The sequence below is a fragment of the Flocculibacter collagenilyticus genome (assembly GCF_016469335.1).
Taxonomy (GTDB): Bacteria; Pseudomonadota; Gammaproteobacteria; order Enterobacterales; family Alteromonadaceae; genus Flocculibacter; species Flocculibacter collagenilyticus.
The window spans coordinates 3,379,971-3,403,108 of sequence record NZ_CP059888.1 but is presented as its reverse complement, the minus strand read 5'-3'; the positions used below and the strand labels follow the sequence as shown (position 1 = coordinate 3,403,108).

The following is a 23,138-nucleotide window of genomic DNA, read 5'->3' as shown; positions in this document are numbered from 1 at the left end:
AGCGGGGAGTTAGCGTAATGAATTACATGAAAATTTTATACGGAGTGCAAGCAACAGGCAATGGCCATATTTCACGGAGTAGAGTCATGGCGCAAGAGCTTGCCAATCAAGGGATTGAAGTAACATTCTTGTTTTCAGGACGTGAGCCAGAAAAGCTGTTCGATATGCAGGTATTTGGTGACTATATGTATCGAAAAGGATTAACATTTACGGTTGAAGAAGGCCAAGTTCGCTATTTTAAAACATGGTGGAACAATAGTCTGACTCAGTTTTTTCATGATGTTCGCACGCTAGATGTGAGTCAGTATGATCTTATAATTACGGATTTTGAGCCGGTGACGGCGTGGGCAGGAAAGCTGAACAACAAGCGTGTGCTTGGGTTGGGGCATCAATACGCATTTGGAAGCCAAACGCCCAGAGCCGGAAGCAATTTGTTAGCTGAAACGATTTTAAAGTACTTTGCACCTGCTGATATTCCAATGGGGTTACACTGGCACCGCTTTGCTAACAACATTTTACCACCTATTATCGATACCACATTGTCTAGCACCGCAGCGAATAGGTGTAATAACCACGAAACAATATATAAGCAATCACCAGAAGATGAACCTTTTTATCTTGTATATTTGCCATTTGAAGATCAGAAATGGGTTACACAACAACTTAATCAATTACCTGAGTATCAATTTCGGCAATATAGTTCGGAGCTAAGTAATCAAACAAGCAGGAATGTCGCTTTAAGGACAGCTTGTTATCATGGCTTTAAGGAAGATTTAAAACAAGCAAGTGGAGTGATTTGCAATACAGGGTTTGAGCTAATTAGCGAGTGTTTACATCTTGGCTTACCTATACTTACACGGCCACTGGCAGGACAAATAGAGCAATTATCTAATGCTGAAGCTTTGAATCGGCTAGACGTTGCTAATACAACAACCAACATTAATAGCCAGATTATTGGTGCTTGGCTACGTGAACATGCTTTGAAACAACCTAAACAGTCTGGGAATTTCAACGGAAACAAGAGGGCTCGTCACCATATGCTTTGGCCAAATGTGGCTTATGAAGTAGTTCATTGGCTACAAGAAGGTGATTGGGACAAAGCGGAACACTTAAGTAATCGATTATGGCAACGGTATCAAGATGCTCAATATACCGATCAAGCAGCTCATAAGACGGTGACGAATGACACGGTTCAACCCTTCCATCAGAGTAATAATTCCTTTAGCATCAAACGAGTAATATAAATACAGCTTGTGAGAAGGACTAATCATGCGTGGACAATGTCTATGTGGTGAAGTTGCATTTGAAATAGATGAAAATACAACGACAACAACCAATATATATCAATGCCATTGTAGCTTATGCCGTAAAGTTACTGGCTCTGCGTGCAATTCAGGTGTTTTGGTTACCACTGGTGGGTTTCAATGGCTGAGTGGGCAAGGGGCTGTCTCTTCATATATCAAAGACTCTGGCTATCGCTCAGACTTTTGTAAATATTGCGGTAGCCCAACCCCGAATGAAATGCGTGACGGCAGCGGTTACTGGATCCCAGCTGGTGCATTGGAAGATACCACCACATTAAAGGTAACAGCTCATTTATGCACGCAATCAAAAGCAGGTTGGGATCACTTTACATCTTCAAATGAGAATTATGATTCCATGCCTTCTTTGCAACAGCTAAAAGATGCAATAGCACGCCCAAATAAAATCAAATAGGTAAAAGTCGCAATAAATGAGACTGGGCGCTAAACACAGCCACATTGCGACTTGATACATCTAGTGAGTTGTTGAATAGTTGAGCTCAAACTAATCGAGAAACGCCGAAAAACTATCTTGGAACGACAAATCGATATTGTTTTTAAACTTAGTTAAGCTCAGTTTTTCCTTATCTATAGCGACATCCTGCTCAGTCATTACTTGCTCGCCAAACTGGTAAACAACTTCAATGCCTTCATTTATTGCCTTTTCATCATATTGCTTTGCGGTAGCGGATACATGCTGATTTTTCTGTTGCCACTCTGCCATGGCTTTCTCACCGTGTTTGCGCGTAAGCATGGTTTCGGTTTGTGCAGGAGAAAGTACAAGTGCCGAAGCATTATTACCGCCAAACCCTTTCGAGTTAACAATTGCGGCAAGCATTTCACTGCCTTTCTCACCCACATAATGATGATCGATTAAGATGTTAAGGTTATCTTGAATTACATCATCAGCGACATATTCAATGGTTTTGATGCCAGGAATATAACCGTGTTGCCATACCCCTAATGTGGGTGCTAACTGGTCAGCAGCAGCCGGGCCTAATGAATGGCCGACATAGGCTTTCATTGCAGTCACACTCCAATTTTTAATGCCGTACGTTTCAGCTACTTGGTTAAGAATGTGAGACTCACTTACGCGGTTTTGAGGGGTGCCAGTACCGTGCGCTTGAACAAACGTACGTTGTAAGCCATCTTCACCCAGAATGCGTTTGGCTAACCCTGTGGCTTTTGCCATCGTAATATAGTTACCCACACCAGGGCCTGAAATAGACTTCTTATTTGCATCAGCATTTACAAATACATCAGGCACTGAGCCAAGAATATTTGCTCCTAATTTAACGGCCAGTTCGTCATCCATTAAAATAAAGAACTGTGCAGACTCGGCCATTGTAAAGCCTGCGTTATCTGAAAATGGGCGACATGCACGACGATTATTCACATTGTCAGTGCCATCTAGCTTATTCAAGTTTTTATCAGTGGCTAATGCGCCCATGACTGAAAAGCCTTCCATAATCTCAGGCACGACAGGCGCTTCTGAACTACCAACTATAGCAACGCGAGCGCGGCCACTTTGTATGTCGTTTACACCTTGGCGTAGGTTATATAAAAATGTGGCACATGCACCAACATTAGTTCCCGTGTTACCAACGCTATTTACAATGTAGCTGTTGATAAAATCTGCAGCCATTTCCGGCAGTGAGAGCGGCATCATTTTCGAGCTAATACGGCTACCATTAAGCGGATTTTGATATAAACCACCAGCACCATATTCATCTGCTTGGAATACAGCTGTGCCAGCATAAACAGAGACTAAGTCTGGATTAATGTTATCCATGACGGTATCCCACTCAATCCCCATGCTTTGTAGCGCATCTGACGCGCCAAACACGGTCATGGTCAGTCCACGCGGATGATATTTAGAATGGTAATACTGACTTGGATCAAAGCCGCTAGGTAGCTGTCCTGCACTTGAAACTTCCATTTTGTAATGTCCTGGCAATAACACATCTACGTGTTCTGGGCAGTTCACTGACACCATTCCATCATCTAACTCAGTGATTTGCCATTCGGTTGGAATAACTTCGGGAAGTTGGCGTTTTTTCAAGCTGAATTCGAAACCGTTCTCATGATGTAACGATGCAGATCGTTGATAGTAAACATTAGCAGGGTCGAAGTGTTGAGACTCTATACGACGAATAAGCGTACCGTCTTTAATTTTTTGAATAGTCTCTTGAGTTAATTCAGTTTGTTCAAGCTTCATCAGTCGTGCTAAATCTTGCCAAGTAGATTGCATCGTTTCATCGTCTAATACCTCGTTAACTAAGCGGCGGTAAGCATGATGAAAAGAGGTTCGGCCAGCGGCATTAATACCACCCATAGACACGATGACAGGTAACTTGTTCATTGAAAAATAACTCCATATCTTTTTTATGAAGAGCAGTGTAGAGGAGAAACAGGCAAGCCGCACTGGACATTTCAGCCTTAATCTATGACAATTCAGCCATGTTGACGATTGCTTTTCCTTTATTTGAACAGATGCTGGTCACTGGCGTAAGTGGGCCGACAGAAATGTGGCAAGCTGCTGAAGATCTTGCGCGCAGCCACCGCCAGTCAATTGACCCTTCAAATATTTGCACCTTTTCACAGCAGCAAGGGCTGGTAAAGGGCCATGGCGGTATTAAGTTATATGCAGATCATGCTTATCATGATGACGTGCAATGTGACTTAATTGTAGTCGCACCGATGTGGGGCAACCCGAGGGTTGGGGTAAAACGTAACCCAGAATTAAGAGAATGGCTGAGCAAACAGTACAGTGGTGGCGCAAGAATTGTGGCCACGGGTACAAGTGTATGTTTTTTGGCAGAGTTAGGGTTACTCAATGGCTTAGTGGCAACTACCCATTGGTATTACTTTGAGCACTTTAAACGTTTTTATCCTAACGTTGAATTAAACACCCATCAATTTATTACGCATGCTAAAGGTTTGTACTGTGCTGGGAGTATTAACTCGCTTTCGGATTTAGTACTTTATCTGATTCGTGAGCGTTACGGTCAGCACATAGCAGGCATTGTTGAGCGTCACTTTTCTCACGAGATAAATCGTATCTTCGAGCAGCCTTATTTTACAAAAGGTGGTTTACAGCATCATGATGAAGAAATAATCGCAGCACAAGAGTGGGCGATGTCATGTTGGAATGAAGATTTTTCGCAAAAGCGCTGGAGCGAACAGGTAGGCATGTCTGAGCGCACATTTAGCAGGCGTTTTAAGCAATCGACAGGGATGACACCACTTAACTGGCTTAGAGAAGTGAAAATGCAAAAAGCACGAGAATTATTGCGTGCCACTAACCTCACCATCGAAGCCATCGCAGAACACACCGGCTTTTTAGACGCCGCTTACTTTTCAAGGCTATTCAAAAAACTGGTTAGTATTTCTCCTAAGCAATACCGAAAAATGGTGCGAGATAAGCTGTTTATTGCGCAGCAAGAATATGACGAAGGTTAAATAACAGATATAAAAAAACCTGCCAAAAGGCAGGTTTTTCAAATAGCTAGGCTAAATAGCTGATATTAGAATCTGTATCTAACACCCACTTTTAAGCGCCAAGTAGATTGTTCTGCTTTGAACTCATCCCAGTTAGCTACATTATCAGTACCTAAACCATCATATACATACTTACCAGTGTCAGGGTCGATAGTACCATCGATTAACTGAATATTGCTGTACTGTGAAGTAAATACTTTACCTTTCGAGCTATCAATTAAGTTTAATAAGTTATCGATTGTGAAGTAAATAGTACCTTTATGATCTTCCATGAAACCAGGGATTTCTTGTTGGAAGCTAAAGTCTAATGTATTTGTCCAAGGCGTACGAATAACATTTTTAGGTAAGTAACCGCCAGCGTAACCTGATAAACCTAGGTTCTGTACAGCAGCCAGAATTTCAGCTTCAGCTTCAGGGCTAGAGTAAATCACGTTAGGATCGTTCGCTACAGGAATATAAGGCACTAAATAGTCGCCTGTTAAGCCTGGGCTAACTAAATCATACGGGTCGTTGATACGGTTACCGTCGATAGTTACTCGAGTTCCATCCATTACGTAAGAAATTGGCTTACCTGAACGACGCTCGAAGAATAAGTTCGTAGTGGTTTTATAACCGTCGAACAATTCAGTTTCATAACCTACAGAAAGTACAAAACGGTGCTTAATTTCGTAAGCCGCAGTACCTACTAATGGTTGGTTACGGTCTAAAGCAACGTTGTAACGATAGTTACTTTTCGCTGTAGAACTTGTTCCTGGGTTAGCTTCAGTAATGTCTTGGTGAGTATAAGACATGTTCATGTTGAAGCCATTATCGAAGTTCTTAGCTAATGAAGAACTAAAGATAATAGAACGACCTGAATCTTCAGCGTTAGTCAGCATAATGTCATACGTTCTGCCAGTAGGATCGTTATATAACGAACGACCACCGTCAGCTGTTGTGCCAACTTTAAATTCGTCTTTTAATGATGCATCAACCCAAAACGCTGCGTCTTCTTTTTTCACATAAAGAAGTTCGTTGCTCCAGTTATAACCACTTTCAAAGTTATAATCTGCTGCTAACTGTACACGCCAGTCATTTGGTAAGTTGAAGTCAGGGTCAACAAAGTTTGTGCTACCGTTACCTTGAACAAGTGCATCTTGTGCAGCTTGAGGAATTGAAGTGATATCAACGCCTTCTAAAACAGATGGCGCATCGCGCTCATCCATATCAACGATTGTTACACCGTCATTTGAGTAACCGTTAGATACCCAAACTGTTGGTTGTCCACCAGTGTAACGACCAATACCACCACGTAGTGTTAATTCGTCGTTAAACATATAGTTAAAACCAAAGCGAGGTAAGAAAATACCTAAGCCGTCAAGGTTTTCAGTGTTTGCATAGCCAGTACGATCTAACGCATTTTGGTTGAAAGTAGGGCTGTCGCTAGAGTTAAGCATTTCATAACGCATACCAAACGTTAAAGTAAGGTCGTCAGTAGCTACCCACTCATCTTGTACGTATAGCGCATGCTCTTTACGAGTAAACTCAGCTGCACCATCATTTACTTGGTTAGTGTAAGCATTTTTATAATTGAAATCTGATGCTTTACGGTTTTCAAAGTCTTCAATACTTTCGAATACCCAAACACCTAAAGAACCATCAACAAACAGGTTGAATACTTCTAAGCTCTTAAACTGGTAACCAAAACTAATAGAGTGATCATCTAATAGGTACTCAGCGTCAAAGTTTAATGTCAGTGTATCGTTTTCAAGTGCATTAGCGTGACGGTATTGATCAGGGCCGAAAGATACATCACCACTTTCAGTTTCAACTTTAACATCACCAAAGCCTAAATTACTTGCTGCTTGAACCGTTTCAACACTCTTTAATGTTGCACCGATTTGAGTTGAGAACTCGTCTGTCCAATCTGAATACAATTGTAATGCGAAGTTATTTAACGTTTCTTCTTTATTGTACCAATGTGATGAAAGGCGTAATTCAAATGGCGCAGATGTAACATTACGCGTCATGTTGCCTTTATTATATTGATAAGTGAATGAAGAACGATGGTAATCGTTAATGTTCCAGTCTAACTTAACAAGTAGCTTTTCATCTTCTTCAGATGGCGCTAAGTCCCAGTCGCCAGCATCAACACCATAAACATCACGGGCAATGTTTTGTACTTTTGTTAAATCACTTTCTGTGATATCAGTTTGGTTTGGCGCATTGCTACCAGCAGGGCCCCACTCAACAGCTGTTGGAGATTCGTATGATTCAGCAGATACAAAGAAGAAAAGCTCATCTTTAATTAATGCACCACCTAAAGTACCACCGAAAGTAGTCTCTTCGAAATCAAGCTCAACTTCTTTGTAGATACCTTGGTCGTCATATGTTGCAGTACCAGCTAAGCTGTCATTCATTGTCTCGTAGAACAATGAACCAAACATCTCGTTAGTACCAGATTTAGTAACTGCATTAATCAATGCGCCACTAAAGTTAGATACTTTTGCGTTGAATGGAGATGTTTCAATAGACAGCTGTTCAATTGCATCAATTGAAATAGGAGAGCGCTGAGTAGGATAACCACTCGTATTTAGACCGAAATCATCATTTTGACCAATACCATCAACAGTAATACTGTTATAACGCGGGTTAGTACCTGCTACAGAAAGTTCTTGGTCGTTACCAGGAATTGAAACAGCAAGAGGGTTATTTCTAACAATTTCTTTTAAATCACGGTTAAACGTTGGTGTGTTTTTGATTGCATCTTCACCAAAGTAGCTGCTACCGCCAGCAGAAGCGAAAGAAGGAACTTGTGCAGTTACTTCAATACGCTCAATGTCTATGTGAGCTTCAAGCGTAGTGTTGAGCTTTTTCGTTTTACCTAACGTTAAAAAAACGTCTTGAAATTGCTGATCTTTATAAGTATCCGAGTCAACAGTAATTTGGTAAGGACCACCAACGCGAAGACCTTTCGCCATGAAGCTACCAGAATCATTAGTTTCAAGTTCACGTGTTGTTCCAGAAGGAATGTGCGTGATAATGATTTTAGTATTTGCCGCAGGTTGACCGCTAGGTGTAGAGATCTTACCGCGTAGGGCAGAAGAAGTGTCACTAGCCATAGCGATACTGCTAGAGCCTAAAGCTGCAGCTACTGCTAAGCATAGTGCGCTACGTTTTAGCATTGTTTTCATCAGATTTTTCCTGAGTGTTTATGTAAATAAAATTTTTAGGCATGAATATCATTCATGCCCTTGAAACTTTTTATAATTGTTATTTTTTTAGTGCATTGACTAAAGGCTTTGCCTTAGGGTCAAAAATTTGATTTAACAAGCCACCTAAGCGAATGCCAGCTTGTAATAAACGTTTTTTAACGGTTGGCGTATTCTTATAAATAAAGCCGTATTTAAACTCGCCATCACCGATATCGTAAACTTGTTCGCGAAGATCGAATGATTCTTTAATCCAATCTTCCATACTTGAATTTAAATATTCAGAAATGATTTTTTTGTCATCAGTAATAATAAAGTCTGCAAATTCGGTATATGACAAACTTTGATATTCAACGAGTTTGGTATCCCATACTGAATGTAAGTTTGTCTGTTCACCGAAAAATTCTACTTTAACTGAGTTGCCGCCGCGGTCGTCCGCCCGGCCTACATGAAGAGGTTGGTGCACGTCACCCACTAAGTGAGTTAAAAAGCGTAGGTAGAACTGCTTGTCTTTGTTAGATGCTTTTGGATCTTTTAACACATCAATGCTTTTGCGCATTGCGGTATAAATATTGGTGGCTTTATCGTGGTAGTCGTGAGGATTAAAGTCTTCTAATTTATCAAGACTAATATAATGCCATTTGCTCGACTTTTTACGCCAAAACTCTTCTGGAGAAGAACGCATTTCGTCAGCCCAAGTCGTCACTTCTGCTAACTTATCGCCAGCGAGTAATTCTTGTAATGCCGCTCTAGTTGTTGCAGTTAATTGCTCATCTGCTATTTTACCAACTATACGGTGGCCATTTTGCCCCCATGCGAAAGCGTTGCTTGTAGCCATTGTTGAAAAAGCAATCAAAGCAATACTGAACCACTGCTTAAATTGATTTGTAAGTTTGCTTTTTACAGTTGTTTTCATAGTCAAATGTTGCAACCTCTTAGTGCGTTTAATTTTGTATTTTTACAGATTAAAACGGGTGACAAATTTGGCAGAATTATATTTCATTTTTATGAAAAATAAAGGAATCATTTTTATTCATTTTTGCTAAATAAAAAAACATAAAAAACAATAGCTTAAGTTTAATAAGTAATTTTACCTAATGCATTAAGTAAAAGTAATAGTTACAATGTAGCTTCAATCATTAAGAGAAAACTGTAAATTTTGTTGAATCCGACCATATTTGTTCCAAAGCCCATTTTAGTTGGTGTTTTGATTATTAGCGCAATTTTGTTCTATTTAATGGGGAAAAAAGAGGTGGCCATTGAGCCAATAAATCTCGTACCCGTTTTCAAAGAATACCGTGTGTGTGACACTAACAATCAGTCAAACACAGAGCGCTTTATTATTTATGTGCCGACACAAAACGTGGCAGAGATGGTGCTGGATGAGTTTTGCCAACATTCAATTATTGAAAAGCAATTTGGTAAAGTGATTGCTTACTGGGGAGGCGGTGAGGCTAACTTAATTCAGTTTGTTGGAAAAGGCGTGGCAAATCTGTCGCTTGTTAGAACGAACATTATGTTGGCATTGCAGGCTGAGGCTACTCATGGGTATGTAGATGTGGCAGTTTATCCAGATTATAAAGCCTATTTAATTTCATTAAGAGAAAAGCCCCAACTAACGAAACAATATTTATGGGGAAAAAAGATTGGTTTGGTTGATTACCCGACAAGTCGTTCAGGCCATATCGTGCCAAAACATTTATTTCAAAAGCTTGGTTTGTCAGTTAACGATTTAACTATTATATATGCAAACTCACATACCCGTTTGCGTGAAATGCTGCTGCAAGGTGAGGTGGATATTATTTCATCGTATTGGAAAGAAGATGATAATGACCGCTTTTCAGATAACTATAAAGTTGAGATCAGTGAGCAAGTTAGTGGTAGTAGATGGTATATGCGGATGGACGCTGAAAATACAGATCTATACTGTGCCAGCCAGAAGATTTTAATTGATTCTTCAAGCCAACAATCATCGAGTTACTTTAACCGTATTTACGCAACAAATAGTCGCAATTGTAAGGCGGTCGAATGATATTCTCTGTCGCACTTAATAAAGCGAAAGTACTACAATACACGGCCATATTCTTTGCGTATTACTGTGTTTTTCAATTATTGTTTAGTATTGGCCATCACTTTCAGCTACAGCGCAATATCGATATGCAAGTAACTAATATTTCTACCCGTGTTGCTTTAGATTTGCCATATTTGCATATCGCGAATCCACTTACTCAAATTAGTGGTAATTCACAACGTTTAGCTAATTATATTAATGGATTAAACGAACAGCTAGCTGCTCAAAACGCAAATGTGTTTGTAAGCGCCATCGTCAATAACAGTGACTATTTCAATTTATATAAAACAGATGAAAATGCAAAGACGATTGTCGTTCCATTAGCAGCCCCGCAGCAAACATTGTGGTTAATTGCCACAGTAAATGATGTATCAATATTAGGTAGGGTGAGTTATTTAGCTATTTTTGTTGCCTTATTGCTACTAGATTTAACTAAAGTGCATATTCAAGGATGGCGAGTGTATAACGACGTTAAAGCCAGCAAAGAACCTGTTGTTACTGTATGGATGACGATAGACTTAGCACAGCGCCAAATTATTAATAATGTTACTGGGCAAAACGTTAACATGAGTAATAAGCCCTTTTGCTTTTATGCTGCCTTACTCGAGTTTAGTGGTAAATATCCTGACAACGCATTAAATCCTAATAAAGATTTACCTCAAGAATTAATTGAACTGTCAAATAAGTACTTTTATAGACTTATTGAGTTAGGCCACACCATTCGTAAACGGCCTGACTTTAATAGTAACTTAGATAAGGTGCTAAGTGAGATCCGTGCAGGGCTAGATGAATTATTCGCAGACATGCCTGAAATTAAAACGATGTTTTATCCGCCAAAGGCGATTGGAGAAGGTGCGCGCTCAAAAAGCCACAGTTTTACATTAGCAAATTTAGACGTTGGCACTTACGAAATCATTGGTAAATAACCTCGAAAGGTCAACACGCCCTAGTCTAGCTTGCAATAGCTTTTGATTCTGCGGGTTAAATTAATGATGTTTTCCTCTTGTCCTTCGTCGGCTAATTCTATCCAACAGCTACCGCTATACTCTTCGTAGTTTAAGCTGAACAAACAGTTATCGAAATGAAAGTGGATAATATGTTTATCCATGCCCGATGCCACATCAACCGGCGTTTCGCCGGTTAACTCCACCAATAAAGTTTGCGCGTCGGCGACAAATTGATCCCAATAAGGTAACTGCTTAAAAGTAAGTAGGATGACTTGGTGTTCAGGATCGTACTGGCATTGTTCTAACATTTTACTTTTCGCTTCTTTATTTAACCGTTATGGTTTTGCGTTTAGCTACTACAAGATATTTCGATGTTTTTAGCCCAGTCTGGCGGGCGTTGAGCTAACTTATCATGTTTATTTTGTTCATCATACGGCCGAGATAGCACGTCGTGTAATTGATGAATAAGCGAGTAGTCGCCTTGCTCAGCAGCTTCAATCGCATTTTGTGCTAAATAATTACGCAAAATATACTTAGGATTAGCCGCTAGCATTTGCGCTTTTCTTGCCTTATTACTTATCGATATTACACGATGTTGATACTGTTTAAACCAGCTATAGAATGCTTCTCGGTCAACAAATTCATCGGCAAGAGTAGGGCATTCATCCTCCATATTGAGATGCGAAAACTGCCTAAAAAACCAAGTGTAATCTAATTTGGATTGTAGCATTAAATCTAAGAGCTGTTTTAACAGCGCACCGTCTGACTGTCGCCATTCATCTAAGCCTAGTTTATTTGCCATTAATGATAAATAGTGACTCACTAATATCGGCTCATAATCAGCAAGTGTTTCTGCTATCTCATCTTTAGCAATGAAAGGCGATAATGCATGGCCAAGTGCATTTAAGTTCCACAGCCCAATACTTGGTTGCTCTTCAAACGCATAACGCCCTGTGTGGTCAGAATGATTACATATATAAGCGGGATCGTATTGCTCCATAAAACCATAAGGGCCATAGTCAAAAGTGATACCATGAATCGACATATTGTCGGTATTCATCACCCCATGCGCAAATCCAAAGGCCTGCCACTTAGCGATGAGTTCAGCAGTACTGTGAACCACATGAGCAAAAAAGGCCTGATATGGTGAGCGTTCAGTTAAACACGCTGGAAAATGGCGCGCTATAGTATAATCAAGCAGTTGCTTAAGCTTATCGTGTTGCTGTAAATAGAAATAATTTTCGAAATGCCCAAAACGTAAATGGCTTTGGCAAACTCGGGTTAACATGGCTGCTGTTTCTATACTTTCGCGTTGCACGGCTTCATCAGATGCAACTAAACATAGCGCTCTTGAGCTTGGAATACCTAAATAATGTAATGCTTCGCTGGCAAGAAATTCTCGAATACTTGAACGTAGCACGGCTCTGCCATCACCAAAGCGTGAATAGGGCGTTCTTCCCGCACCTTTAATATGTAAATCCCAATGTCGATTATTATGGCTCACTTCACCAATTAATAGTCCTCTACCGTCACCAAGTTCAGGGTTATAAGACCCAAACTGATGGCCGGCATATTTTTGCGCGATAGGCTGGCTGTTAGGCAGTTTTTTATTAAAAGAAAAATAGTGTGCAGCGTCTTCCTGTGCCAATAACGCAGTGGGAATGTTAAGTAAGCTGGCTACATCTTTACTGTAAATCACCATCTTAGGATTTACTAAAGGTTTAGGCGAGACAACAGAATAGAAAGTTGATAATTGATCAAAGTATGAGTGGGTTAAATCTAGCGAAAATGATTGGTCGTTCAAGGGCTAATCTAATTTTGAAAAGAGAATATTCTTAGTATAAAGCAGGTGCTTATTGTCCTCAATCAAGGTTTTAGTTTGATAATAGCTTATATTACCTTATGCCAGTTGGAGTTCTTGATTTACGAAATGGTGTAGCACTGTCTTATATTTGTATTAAATGTATGTTTTACAATAAGTTGTTATATCCATTATCCAGAGCTCAGCTTTGCTACTATACTTTTAAGCGTTTTAATAAAATTATAAAAAACAAATGTTAATGGCTAAATCGTTTATGCATATGAATTATTTAGGAGAGGTGATGGCTAAAACTGAACTTAGAAACAAATATTACCGTAATATTTTTTAGTCTACTCTATTTTTTATGTCATTTTGATTAAGTGATTGAGTTTACAAGCACATTTATAGAAGAGGTTATTATGAAAAGACTATTGCTAGCAAGCATGTTAATGGTGTCAGCTTCAGTGAGTGCAGGCGATGCTGCTGCAGGTAAAGCTAAAGCTGCAACCTGTGCTGCCTGTCACGGCGCAAAAGGAATTAGTGCAATTCCAATGTATCCTAATCTTGCAGGGCAAAAAGAACAATACCTAGTTTCTCAAATGAAAGCATTTCGAGATGGGCAGCGTAATAATCCAATAATGGCACCTATGGCAAAGACGCTCAGCGATGCAGATATTGATAACTTAGCCGCTTATTTTGCCAGCTTAGATTGCAAATAAGCCTAATCCAAATAACGCTTTACTGCGGTGATAAACGGGGCACCATATTTTTCTAATTTGGTGTACCCAACACCACTTATTTGTAAAAACGCGTGTTCCGACGTTGGCATATCTGACGCTATCTGCGCCAACGTAGCGTCACTGAACACAACGTATGGTGGCACTTCAGCCTCGTCAGCAATTGCTTTGCGTACTTGCCTTAATATAGCGAATAGTTTTTTGTCATAACTTAGCTTGCTCAGCTTATCTTTTACTTTGTAGCTTGCAGAGGCGTTAAGTCGTGGTACTGCTAAGTGCAATGTATGTTCGCTGCGCAGAATGGGGCGTGCCGCTTCCGTTAATTTTAGTACCGAGCTTTGAGTGATATCTTGGTAAAGCAAGCCGTAATGAATTAACTGCCTGAAAATTGATAACCAATACTCATGGGACTCATGTTTCCCTAAGCCGTAGGTAGAAAGTGCTTCGTGGCCATATTCTTTAATGCGTGCATTATTAGAGCCTCGTAACACTTCAATACAGTAACCTAAACCAAAACTTTGGCCTAACCGATATACACAAGACAATGCTTTTTGCGCGTCGAGTGTGCCGTCAAATGACTTGGGAGGATCTAAACAGATATCGCAGTTATTACATTGAGTTAAATTAGGCTCGGCGAAGTAGTTAAGTAATACGATGCGGCGACAGGTTTGCGTTTCGGCAAACGACGCCATTGCATTAAATCGTTGCACTTCTACACGCTGACGATGTTCATCAGGGATGCTATCAAATAAGCGCTTAACACGAGGAATGTCGGCAGGATCAAATAACAGTAAGGCTTCTGATGCTAAGCCATCACGTCCTGCTCGGCCAGTTTCCTGATAATACGATTCAATATTTTTGGGAATATCGTAATGAATAACAAATCGTATATTGAGTTTATTAATGCCCATACCAAAGGCAACCGTAGCAACGATTATTTGAATATCATCTTTACTGAATGCTTCTTGTACCGACTGACGTTCCGCTTCGTCTTTTCCCGCGTGGTATCCAGCAGCGTTGAATCCTTGCGATGTTAACGTATCAGTTAGCTCGTCAACTCTACGTCGACTAGAACAATAAATAATGCCTGCTTGGCTATCTTGCGCCTTTAGATAACGAATAATTTGGGTAACAGGCTTAAACTTTTCTTCCAACATATAGCGTATATTGGGTCGATCAAAGCTACCTATATACACTTCTGGGTTAGCTAAATTGAGCTGTTGCTGAATGTCTGAACGGGTGGCGCGATCGGCTGTTGCCGTTAATGCCATGACTGGAATGGTTGGAAAGTAGTGCTTTAGCACGCCTAATTTAGCATAGTCTGGGCGGAAGTCGTGTCCCCAATGGGATACACAGTGCGCCTCATCAATAGCAAACAGGCTAATCGGCAGCTGGTGCAAACGCTGTATAAATGCGTTGCTAAGTAAACGCTCGGGTGCAACGTATAGCAGCTTTATTTGTCCATTATGCAATTGGTTGAAAATGTCGTTAATACGCTCATAACTCAAACTGCTATTAATATAGGCAGCGTTTACACCACTAGCGAGCAATGCGTCTACTTGATCTTTCATTAATGAAATAAGCGGAGAAACGACCACAGTTACTCCTGAAAAAATCAATGCAGGCACTTGATAGCACAAAGACTTTCCACCGCCGGTAGGCATTAACACTACACTATCTTTATTTTGTAATGCAGCAGCGATAACAAGATCTTGGCCTGGACGAAAAGCATCATAACCAAACACCGACTTTAGTATAGTTTGTGCTTGTTCAATTGACGATGAAGGGGTAGACGAAGCGTCTACAGGCTGCGATACATTGGATACATTCATAATGAGCGCTATTCTAAATGAGTTAGGTTTATTTGTCGTTAGTAAAAGCTTGAATTTTAGCGGTTGACCACAATTGACATTAACTAACCTGAGCTAGGGATAAGCAAAGCCGCACCAAACGGCTATTTTTGAACTTCTTAGTTATTTGCAGCATTCATTATTTCGAGCTCAAGTTAAATAGAGTTAATACACTATTTTTATGATTAACCTGCTACAGTTAGCCTAAATAATAAAAAGCATAGAGTAAAAATATGGACAATATAAACCAAAAGCAATTGTGTGAAACCGCTGCCAAGTTATTTAACGCAATGCCATTTAACCAAATGCTGGGCTTTAACGTAGTTGATGTAAATGCCAGTTATGCCGAAATTCACTTCGACTGGCAAGATAATTTTATCGGTAATCCATTAAAGAAAATCTTACACGGTGGTGTAACCGCGGCCGTTCTGGATACGGTTGGTGGACTCGTGGCAGTGGCAAATGAAATTGAAAAATTTGAGTCATCATCACCTGAATATATCGCTAATCGACTAACCAATATGGGTACAATCGATTTACGCACTGACTATTTAAGGCCCGGTAAAGGAGACAAGTTTATTGCAACGGCGAAAGTCATTCGTAGCGGAAGCAAAGTGGCAGTGTGTAGAATGGAGTTGCACAACAGTGACGGAAAGCATATCGCTTTTGGTACGGGGACTTATATTTTAGGCTAATGTTAATTCAGAAAAATATACAAAACGAATGCCGCGTTTACCTGAGGTGAAACATTAATTAGCGATTAGTTTTTTTAACTTGAGTGTGACAAGGTTAGGCACTAAAATCGCGGCCTCAATAGTTAGGCTGAAAGCCAGTTTAATTACCTAATGTATTAACAGTATTTAATAAAGAGAGCCTTGATGTCGATTAGTGCGGAACAAAAAAAGGGTGCGATATTTGCCATTGCAGCATATGTGATGTGGGGATTGGCGCCAATCTATTTCAAGCTAATTGATAGTATTGATGCAATAGAAATTTTGGTGCATCGCGTTGTTTGGTCAAGTGCACTGTTAGTAGTGTTTATGCTAGTTGCTAAACATTGGTCTAAAGTTCAAGTTATGTTAAGGCAGCCAAAACAATTGGCGGTATTGGCACTAAGCGCTTGTTTGCTTGGCTTTAACTGGGGAATGTTCATTTGGGCCGTTAATAATGAGCATATGTTAGATGCAAGCTTAGGTTATTATATTAACCCCTTATTAAACGTATTATTGGGGATGATGTTCCTTGGGGAGCGTTTAAATGGCTGGCAAAAGTTTGCGGTATTTAGTGCGTTTAGTGGTGTTGTGATTCAGCTAGTTTCTTTTGGATCATTTCCTGTTATTTCATTTGCATTAGCGGGTTCGTTTGCCATTTATGGATTACTGCGTAAAAAAGTGTCTGTTGATGCTGTTACAGGGCTATTATTTGAATCTCTATTCTTACTTCCATTAGCGTTATTTTATTGGTGGGGTTACATCGATAGTAACACGTCTGATATCACTCAAAATAACTGGATTGTGAACGGGCTGCTAATTGCAACGGGGATTGTTACCACCGCACCGTTGCTGTGTTTTATTGGTGGGGCAAGACGTTTGCAATACTCAACCATGGGCTTTTTCCAATATATTGGACCTAGCTTAATGTTTATTTTAGGTGTGTTTGTGTATGGTGAAGTAGTAGGGCAAGATCGCTGGGTGTCGTTTGGCTTTATTTGGTTTGGCTTAATTGTATATAGTTTGGATGCTTACTTTAAATTGAAGCGAAAATAGCAGTTCATCATTGCTGCGCTATGGAGTTAGTCTTCTCCCTGATCGTCGTTGTTATCATCGATGGCAAGGGCGACCACTTGATTACGGCCTGCCTCTTTCGCTTGATAGAGGCACTTGTCTGCTTCTGAAATCAGCAGGTTAATATTCTTATTGCGACTACTGATTAAGCCAATGCTGATAGTTAAACAAATCTGATCTTTTTGGTGGCGTATTTGGCTGTTCGCGATGTCTGTGCGAAATGTGTCTAAGCGTGAATGTGCTTGTTCCATTTGATCTTGTTTAAAACAAACGCAAAACTCCTCTCCGCCAAACCGAGCAATGAACTCCTTATCAAAATGGCTAGCTAAAATATTAGCTACATGCTTTAGAGCCTCATCGCCTGCATCATGCCCAAATGTGTCGTTCACCGCCTTAAAGTGATCGATATCCATAATGGCAGTGCATACGGTGTTCAGCTGAGTATTTTTCATAAATTTTTCAGCTTTCGTAAAAAAGTACCGCCGATTAGGTAAGTCTGTTAAATAATCATAATTGGCTTGTCGTCTAATAGTGCGAATATTTTTGATATAGGTGATGTTTTGAAAAATACGGCAATAAAACTCTTCAGCACAAAACGGTTTGCGCAAATAATCGTTTGCACCATTTTTAATAAAACGAGCTGATAGCGAGTTATTATCTGCGCCAGATACGCCAATGATCACCATTCTTTCAATAGAATATTTTTGACGTATTTCTCTGGTTAATTCTATGCCACTTAACTTAGGCATTTCCTGATCTGTGATCACCACCGAGATATCAGGGTGTTGGCTTAACGCTATTAATGCATCTTCACCATTTTCAGCTTGAAGTACTTGAAAATACTGGCGCTCTAATAAACGTACTATGTGCATACGCGCAGGAAGCGAGTCATCGACCACTAATACTTTTATGTGTTGATTTTCAGGCAGTTGTGTCAACAAATGTTTTAAATAGTCGTAAACTTGTCGGTTTTCTTTTGGAATGTAATCAACAACAGGACGTTTTAAAATATCATCACGAATTTCATTGGATAACATACCTGTCATCACGATGCTGGGTATGTGTTTTTCAATGGTAAAGTCGATGGCCTCACCATTATTGGCATCGGGTAGGGCGTAGTCTACGATAGCAACAAAATAGGGGATGTCTGCTTTTTCATAAAGCTGCCGAGCTTCTTGAAGGCTAATCGCTATGTCGGCTTCAAATCCACATAATTTACAAATATGTTTTTGAATCTTAGCAATAGCGACACTGTCTTCAATAATTAAAACGCGTTTAGCATCCATAGTGTTGATAAAATGGTTCGTATTCGACAATCAGAATGATAAAAAGCATAGCTCAATTTCGGTGAGTTTGCTGAATGTGAATACCTTGAATAATATCTACTTACGAATGAAAATAGCGCTATGCATTACTGTAATGAGTACGGTTGGCAATCCAGCGTTGCATAATCCATTTGGCGTTGTCTGGATAATGTTGCCACAAATGATGCGCCAGTTTTTTTACTTGAGGTAATAAGTGGCCATCTCGCTGTAAATCTGCAATGCGTAATTGTGCTAAGCCCGTTTGTCGGGTGCCTAATACTTCTCCGGGGCCCCGAATCTCTAAATCGCGCTGCGCAATTACAAAGCCATCGTTACTATCGCGTAATACGCCTAAACGTTTTTGTGCAGTCACTGTTAAAGGGGCTTGATAAAGTAAAACACAATGAGAGGCAACTGACCCCCTGCCTACTCGTCCTCGTAGTTGGTGCAGCTGAGCTAAGCCAAGACGCTCTGGATTTTCAATAATCATTAAGCTCGCGTTTGGTACATCGACCCCTACCTCAATTACCGTGGTAGCCACCAATAGGTGTAGCTTTCCAGCTTTAAAGTCTGCCATGATGGCTTGCTTTTCTGCAGCTTTCATACGTCCATGCACTAATCCGATTTTAAGCTCTGGTAACGCTGTTTGTAAGCTTTGTGCAGTATCTTCTGCTGCTTGGCACTGTAAAACGTCTGACTCTTCAATGAGGGTGCATACCCAATATGCTTGTCGACTCTCTGTTAAACAACACTGTTTCACACGCTCAATAATTTGTTGGCGGCGATTGTCTGGCACCGCAACTGTGGTGATAGGTGTGCGCCCGGGTGGTAACTCATCAATAATTGATGTATCTAAGTCGGCATAGGCTGTCATAGCAAGGGTGCGCGGTATGGGGGTGGCGGTCATCACCAGTTGGTGAGGGAAATGTGCGCTAGTGCCTTGGCTTATATCAGTTTTGCCTTTTTCACGTAATGCAAGGCGTTGATGCACACCAAAACGATGTTGCTCATCAATAATAATGAGCGCTAAGTTCTTAAAAATAACGGACTCTTGAAACAATGCATGGGTGCCGACAATCATTTGTGCATCACCACTGGCCATGTCTTGGAGGGTTTGCTCGCGTACTTTTCCTTTGGTCTTACCGGCTAGCCATGCAACGCTAACGTTTAGTGGTGCTAACCATTGTTTAAAGTTATTAGCATGTTGCTCTGCCAGTAATTCCGTTGGGGCCATTAATGCAACTTGGTAGCCTTGTCCGATGGCGGTTAATGCAGCTAGGGCTGCAACCAGTGTTTTTCCAGAGCCCACATCGCCCTGCACCAGTCGCATCATAGGATGAGGCGAGCGCAAATCGTTATGAATTTCTTTTACAACACGGCATTGTGCATCGGTTGGGGTAAATGAAAGTTGTGCTAAAAACTGTTGTTCAAGCTTAGTGTTTATTGTTAGCGATACTGCTTGAAATTGAGTGGTTTGACTTCGCAGTTGCAGCATACTTAGGTTTTGGGCGAGTAGCTCTTCTAAAATTAACCGCTGCTGTGCAGGATGAAGTCCTTGCTCTAACGCTTGTACATTTGCATTTGGCGGTGGTCGATGGATAAAGCGTAAGGCATCGGTGATACTGAGTTGTTTGTCATAGAGTCCATCAGGTAATAACTCAACCAGCATGCCTTGTTGCAAATAATGCAGTGCTTCATCGGTTAGGTTTCGAAGTGATGCTTGTTTAAGGCCATCAGTGGTCGGATAAACCGGAGTGAGTGATTCTTCAGTTGAAGCGTTATCTGACTTAGAGGAAGCGCCAATAAACGAATACTCCGGATGAATAATTTCATATCCGCGTTGTCCTCGTTTAATTTCGCCAAAGCATTTAATGGTTTTACCTAGCGATAAGCTATTTTTTTGTGCAGCAGAAAAGTGAAAGAAACGTAGCTGCATATAACCTGTGTCGTCTTTAATGGTAACCAGCATGGTTCGGCGACGACCCTGCGTAACCTGACAACTTTCTATTTCACCACAAACCGCGACATGTAATCCGGGCAGTAACTTTGCAATATCACAGGTTTGTGTGCGGTCTTCGTAGCGCAACGGTAAATGAAATAGCATGTCCTGCACGTGCTCAATCCCTATTTTACGCAAACGCTCAGCCATTTTGGGGCCAACGCCTTTTAACTGAGTAATAGGAATGGCGGCAAGGCGTGAAGGGGCAACGCGTGGGGTTGATGCTACTTCATTCATAGTGTTCAAACATTAATGTATTACGCTAAATAAGTCTTACGTACCATCGTTTTACTCGTCATCAATATGTTGCCAAGCATCTTTATTCATCTGCATTTTTTTCCACCAGCTGTCATCTGCAATAATTTGTCCGTCATCATCAAGCTCAGGATAAGGAAGGCCTTTTTGGTTACACGCTTTTGCAAAAATGGGGTGACCACCTTCAAATAACACACGATCACGCTCTTTTTTGTCTAGTGTTGGCGTATCGTATAGACCAGCTAGCTGTCTTTGTCGCTGTGCTTCATAAAGAATCGTCGCATTCGCGACAGAAACATTTAGAGATTGCACCATGCCAACCATAGGGATGATGATATCTTGATCAGCCATTGCTAACGCTTCAGGTGTGATCCCAAACTTTTCTTGGCCAAGTAAAATAGCAGTAGGTTTGGTGTAATCAACCTCGCGAAAGTCGACCGCGGTGTCTGATAAGTTGGTTGCAAGAATTTGCATGCCTTGCGCTTTTAATTCAGTGATTGCTTCGATAACTGTGTTATGGCGCACTACATTGACCCAATTTTGACTGCCTGTTGCTGTGCCACCTGACATGCGCATTCTTTCTGTTGGCCATACAGCATGAACCCGATGAATGCCAATTGCATCGGCCGTTCTTACTATGGCAGAAAGGTTATGTGGTTTATGTACTTCTTCAAGACAAATGGTTAAGTCAGTTTGACGTTTGTCGAGCATATTATTCATGCGCTGCAAGCGTTCAGGTGTCATGTTGGTATCTCATCAATGTTAATTATGCGCTAGTTTACTTTTTAAAAAGAAATTTTGCCAAAATTATCTTAGTACCTAAAAAAATGCCGCTACACTGAGGTAATGAATATTTGAACTTATGGTGCTGGCCATATGATTGTCAAAATAATGATATTTTTGATAACACTTATCGGTCTTACTTTTTGCTGGCACTCAGCGAGTGCGCAATCCAATGAGTCATCTTCTAAGAAAATTTTAGTCTATCCAAGGCCTGAAGGTCACTTTGATAGAAGGCATGATTATACCCTTCAGCTTTTAGAATTGGCTATTTCAAAAGCACAACATGCATATGTATTGATCCCAAGTCGAATTGCCATGCCACAGGGGCGCGCATTTCAACAGTTAGAAAAAAATCGCGGTATTGATATTGTGTGGTCTATGACATCTATTGAACGAGAAGAAAAATTTCTTCCAATCAGGGTGCCTATTATGAAGGGGTTAATTGGTTGGCGTATTCCTTTAATCTTAAAAGCCAATCAGCATTTATTTACAAAGAGCACGACGTTAAATCAGTTGCGCAAATTTAGTGTGGGGCAGGGGCATGACTGGCCTGATACAGAAATTTTAAAACATGCTGGGTTTGATGTGCAATCTGCAAGTACTTATAAGGGGTTATTTGAAATGCTCATCAACAGGCGTTTTGATATGTTTCCTCGTAGTGTATTAGAGATTTGGTCTGAAGAGGAGCGGTATAAAAAAGAAGGGGTAATGGCAGAGCAAAACATCATTATTAAGTATCCCACCGCTACATATTATTTTGTAAATAAAGACAATACGCAATTACAAGAGGTTATTGCTAGTGGGCTGAGTATCGCGTTAGAAGATGGCTCATTCGATCAGTTATTTTATCGCTATTATCAATCGTTGATTAATAAAGCGAATCTCAATAACAGGAAGGTGTTGGTAATCAACAATCCACTCTTATCTGCTGAAACGCCATTAAAAATACAACGTTTATGGTATCAGCCTGTTCATTATGATGCTGAAACACATCCTATGCGCGTATCATATTTATCAATCACTAAACTTCGTTAATAGTCATGATGGTTCATCTAAATGGTCACCCTGCTCTTTGATGTGACGAGTTTACTTGGTTTAGCCAATCGATTCTTATCACATAGCGAGTAGAGGCCTGTTAACTTGAACAATACTCAAACGCGCGTACTTAAACGCGAATATTTACGCGGGAATATTCAAGCCCCCTTAGTTAGTAGAGGGAACTTCCATGATGCCGTCGATCTCAATTTGTGCGCCTTTAGGTAACGCTTTTACTTCAATGGCTGCACGTGCAGGATACGGCTTGTTGAAATACTGACTCATTACTTCGTTTACTGTAGCGAACTGCCCTAAGTCAGTTAGAAAGATATTCACTTTTACCATGTCATTAATATTACCGTCTGCAGCTTCACACACAGCCTGTAGGTTCTCGAAGACTTGTTTAGCTTGTGCTTCAAATTCCTCTGATACCATTTCCATAGTCGCAGGTACTAACGGAATTTGACCTGAAAGATAAACGGTTGTGCCAATTTTTACCGCTTGGCTGTACGTGCCAATCGCTTGAGGTGCGTTGTCAGTATTAATAATTACTTTTGCCATGAAACACTCTTATTTTAA

At 40.5% G+C, this 23,138-nt stretch carries 19 protein-coding genes; 9 read left to right on the top strand and 10 right to left on the bottom strand.

Annotation, left to right across the window (positions count from 1 at the left end; genetic code table 11):
• Positions 1–17: 17 nt before the first annotated feature.
• On the top strand, positions 18–1,244 hold the full coding sequence (locus tag HUU81_RS15100; RefSeq protein WP_233520522.1) for an MJ1255/VC2487 family glycosyltransferase: 1,227 nt from the start codon (positions 18–20) through the stop codon (positions 1,242–1,244).
• Between the two features lie 25 nt (positions 1,245–1,269).
• Entirely contained in the window at positions 1,270–1,716 is a 447-nt protein-coding gene (locus HUU81_RS15095; RefSeq protein ID WP_199609741.1) for a GFA family protein, read from the top strand.
• A gap of 90 nt (positions 1,717–1,806) precedes the next feature.
• Here HUU81_RS15095 and HUU81_RS15090 read toward each other — a convergent pair whose 3' ends face one another.
• A complete protein-coding gene (locus HUU81_RS15090) occupies positions 1,807–3,663 on the bottom strand; it encodes a beta-ketoacyl synthase (RefSeq protein ID WP_199609740.1) in 1,857 nt (618 codons plus the stop codon).
• A 98-nt stretch (positions 3,664–3,761) separates the two neighbouring features.
• Between HUU81_RS15090 and HUU81_RS15085 the strand changes: the two genes are divergently transcribed.
• Entirely contained in the window at positions 3,762–4,763 is a 1,002-nt protein-coding gene (locus HUU81_RS15085; protein WP_199609739.1) for a GlxA family transcriptional regulator, read from the top strand.
• Between the two features lie 65 nt (positions 4,764–4,828).
• Here HUU81_RS15085 and HUU81_RS15080 read toward each other — a convergent pair whose 3' ends face one another.
• The gene (locus tag HUU81_RS15080; RefSeq protein WP_199609738.1) at positions 4,829–7,975 is read right to left on the bottom strand and encodes a TonB-dependent receptor; all 3,147 of its coding nucleotides are present in this window, start codon (positions 7,973–7,975) and stop codon (positions 4,829–4,831) included.
• 79 nt (positions 7,976–8,054) lie between these two features.
• Positions 8,055–8,909, bottom strand: a complete 855-nt coding sequence (locus HUU81_RS15075; protein WP_199609737.1) for a S1/P1 nuclease — start codon at positions 8,907–8,909, stop codon at positions 8,055–8,057.
• 243 nt (positions 8,910–9,152) lie between these two features.
• Here HUU81_RS15075 and HUU81_RS15070 point away from each other — a divergent pair, with 243 nt between their 5' ends.
• Positions 9,153–10,025: a PhnD/SsuA/transferrin family substrate-binding protein gene (locus HUU81_RS15070; RefSeq protein ID WP_199609736.1), complete on the top strand. Its 873-nt coding sequence runs from the start codon at positions 9,153–9,155 to the stop codon at positions 10,023–10,025.
• On the top strand, positions 10,022–10,990 hold the full coding sequence (locus tag HUU81_RS15065) for a hypothetical protein (RefSeq protein WP_199609735.1): 969 nt from the start codon (positions 10,022–10,024) through the stop codon (positions 10,988–10,990). The genes HUU81_RS15070 and HUU81_RS15065 overlap by 4 nt, the downstream gene beginning before the upstream one ends.
• Positions 10,991–11,010: 20 nt before the next feature.
• Here HUU81_RS15065 and HUU81_RS15060 read toward each other — a convergent pair whose 3' ends face one another.
• A complete protein-coding gene (locus tag HUU81_RS15060; protein WP_199609734.1) occupies positions 11,011–11,319 on the bottom strand; it encodes a DUF3630 family protein in 309 nt (102 codons plus the stop codon).
• A 41-nt stretch (positions 11,320–11,360) separates the two neighbouring features.
• Positions 11,361–12,815 carry a protein adenylyltransferase SelO gene (locus HUU81_RS15055; RefSeq protein WP_199609733.1) on the bottom strand — a complete coding sequence of 485 codons (1,455 nt, stop codon included), beginning with the start codon at positions 12,813–12,815 and terminating at the stop codon, positions 11,361–11,363.
• A 416-nt stretch (positions 12,816–13,231) separates the two neighbouring features.
• Here HUU81_RS15055 and HUU81_RS15050 point away from each other — a divergent pair, with 416 nt between their 5' ends.
• Positions 13,232–13,531 carry a c-type cytochrome gene (locus HUU81_RS15050; protein ID WP_199609732.1) on the top strand — a complete coding sequence of 100 codons (300 nt, stop codon included), beginning with the start codon at positions 13,232–13,234 and terminating at the stop codon, positions 13,529–13,531.
• A 2-nt stretch (positions 13,532–13,533) separates the two neighbouring features.
• Here the strand turns inward: HUU81_RS15050 and recQ are convergent, their stop codons facing one another.
• Positions 13,534–15,381 (bottom strand): DNA helicase RecQ, encoded by a 1,848-nt coding sequence (recQ, locus tag HUU81_RS15045; RefSeq protein WP_199609731.1) that lies wholly within the window; start codon positions 15,379–15,381, stop codon positions 13,534–13,536.
• 260 nt (positions 15,382–15,641) lie between these two features.
• On the opposite strand from recQ, the gene HUU81_RS15040 reads away from it, so the two are divergent.
• Together HUU81_RS15040 and rarD are read left to right on the top strand one after the other, a co-directional pair.
• On the top strand, positions 15,642–16,094 hold the full coding sequence (locus HUU81_RS15040; protein WP_199612095.1) for a thioesterase family protein: 453 nt from the start codon (positions 15,642–15,644) through the stop codon (positions 16,092–16,094).
• A 183-nt stretch (positions 16,095–16,277) separates the two neighbouring features.
• Positions 16,278–17,165, top strand: a complete 888-nt coding sequence (gene rarD / locus HUU81_RS15035; protein WP_199609730.1) for an EamA family transporter RarD — start codon at positions 16,278–16,280, stop codon at positions 17,163–17,165.
• A 26-nt stretch (positions 17,166–17,191) separates the two neighbouring features.
• Here rarD and HUU81_RS15030 read toward each other — a convergent pair whose 3' ends face one another.
• From HUU81_RS15030 to trmH, 3 genes are all read right to left on the bottom strand, one after another.
• Positions 17,192–18,499 carry a diguanylate cyclase gene (locus HUU81_RS15030; RefSeq protein WP_325071745.1) on the bottom strand — a complete coding sequence of 436 codons (1,308 nt, stop codon included), beginning with the start codon at positions 18,497–18,499 and terminating at the stop codon, positions 17,192–17,194.
• A gap of 88 nt (positions 18,500–18,587) precedes the next feature.
• Positions 18,588–20,723: an ATP-dependent DNA helicase RecG gene (gene recG / locus HUU81_RS15025; RefSeq protein ID WP_199609729.1), complete on the bottom strand. Its 2,136-nt coding sequence runs from the start codon at positions 20,721–20,723 to the stop codon at positions 18,588–18,590.
• Positions 20,724–20,774: 51 nt separating this feature from the next.
• Positions 20,775–21,485, bottom strand: a complete 711-nt coding sequence (gene trmH, locus HUU81_RS15020) for a tRNA (guanosine(18)-2'-O)-methyltransferase TrmH (protein ID WP_199609728.1) — start codon at positions 21,483–21,485, stop codon at positions 20,775–20,777.
• A 132-nt stretch (positions 21,486–21,617) separates the two neighbouring features.
• On the opposite strand from trmH, the gene HUU81_RS15015 reads away from it, so the two are divergent.
• Complete coding sequence (locus tag HUU81_RS15015) at positions 21,618–22,559, top strand: substrate-binding periplasmic protein (RefSeq protein WP_199609727.1); 942 nt, start codon at positions 21,618–21,620, stop codon at positions 22,557–22,559.
• A 168-nt stretch (positions 22,560–22,727) separates the two neighbouring features.
• On the opposite strand, the gene HUU81_RS15010 is transcribed toward HUU81_RS15015, so the two are convergent.
• Positions 22,728–23,120: a RidA family protein gene (locus HUU81_RS15010; RefSeq protein ID WP_199609726.1), complete on the bottom strand. Its 393-nt coding sequence runs from the start codon at positions 23,118–23,120 to the stop codon at positions 22,728–22,730.
• Positions 23,121–23,138 lie beyond the last annotated feature (18 nt).

Bases quoted from the DNA above. Each gene is read 5' to 3' on its own strand.
- HUU81_RS15015 (WP_199609727.1), top strand. From the start codon at position 21,618: ATGATTGTCAAAATAATGATATTTTTGATAACACTTATCGGTCTTACT.
- rarD (WP_199609730.1), top strand. From the start codon at position 16,278: ATGTCGATTAGTGCGGAACAAAAAAAGGGTGCGATATTTGCCATTGCA.
- HUU81_RS15050 (WP_199609732.1), top strand. From the start codon at position 13,232: ATGAAAAGACTATTGCTAGCAAGCATGTTAATGGTGTCAGCTTCAGTG.
- HUU81_RS15065 (WP_199609735.1), top strand. From the start codon at position 10,022: ATGATATTCTCTGTCGCACTTAATAAAGCGAAAGTACTACAATACACG.
- recG (WP_199609729.1), bottom strand. From the start codon at position 20,723: ATGAATGAAGTAGCATCAACCCCACGCGTTGCCCCTTCACGCCTTGCC.
- HUU81_RS15085 (WP_199609739.1), top strand. From the start codon at position 3,762: ATGTTGACGATTGCTTTTCCTTTATTTGAACAGATGCTGGTCACTGGC.
- HUU81_RS15090 (WP_199609740.1), bottom strand. From the start codon at position 3,663: ATGAACAAGTTACCTGTCATCGTGTCTATGGGTGGTATTAATGCCGCT.
- HUU81_RS15100 (WP_233520522.1), top strand. From the start codon at position 18: ATGAATTACATGAAAATTTTATACGGAGTGCAAGCAACAGGCAATGGC.
- HUU81_RS15060 (WP_199609734.1), bottom strand. From the start codon at position 11,319: ATGTTAGAACAATGCCAGTACGATCCTGAACACCAAGTCATCCTACTT.
- HUU81_RS15080 (WP_199609738.1), bottom strand. From the start codon at position 7,975: ATGAAAACAATGCTAAAACGTAGCGCACTATGCTTAGCAGTAGCTGCA.
- HUU81_RS15010 (WP_199609726.1), bottom strand. From the start codon at position 23,120: ATGGCAAAAGTAATTATTAATACTGACAACGCACCTCAAGCGATTGGC.
- HUU81_RS15095 (WP_199609741.1), top strand. From the start codon at position 1,270: ATGCGTGGACAATGTCTATGTGGTGAAGTTGCATTTGAAATAGATGAA.
- HUU81_RS15075 (WP_199609737.1), bottom strand. From the start codon at position 8,909: ATGAAAACAACTGTAAAAAGCAAACTTACAAATCAATTTAAGCAGTGG.
- recQ (WP_199609731.1), bottom strand. From the start codon at position 15,381: ATGAATGTATCCAATGTATCGCAGCCTGTAGACGCTTCGTCTACCCCT.
- trmH (WP_199609728.1), bottom strand. From the start codon at position 21,485: ATGACACCTGAACGCTTGCAGCGCATGAATAATATGCTCGACAAACGT.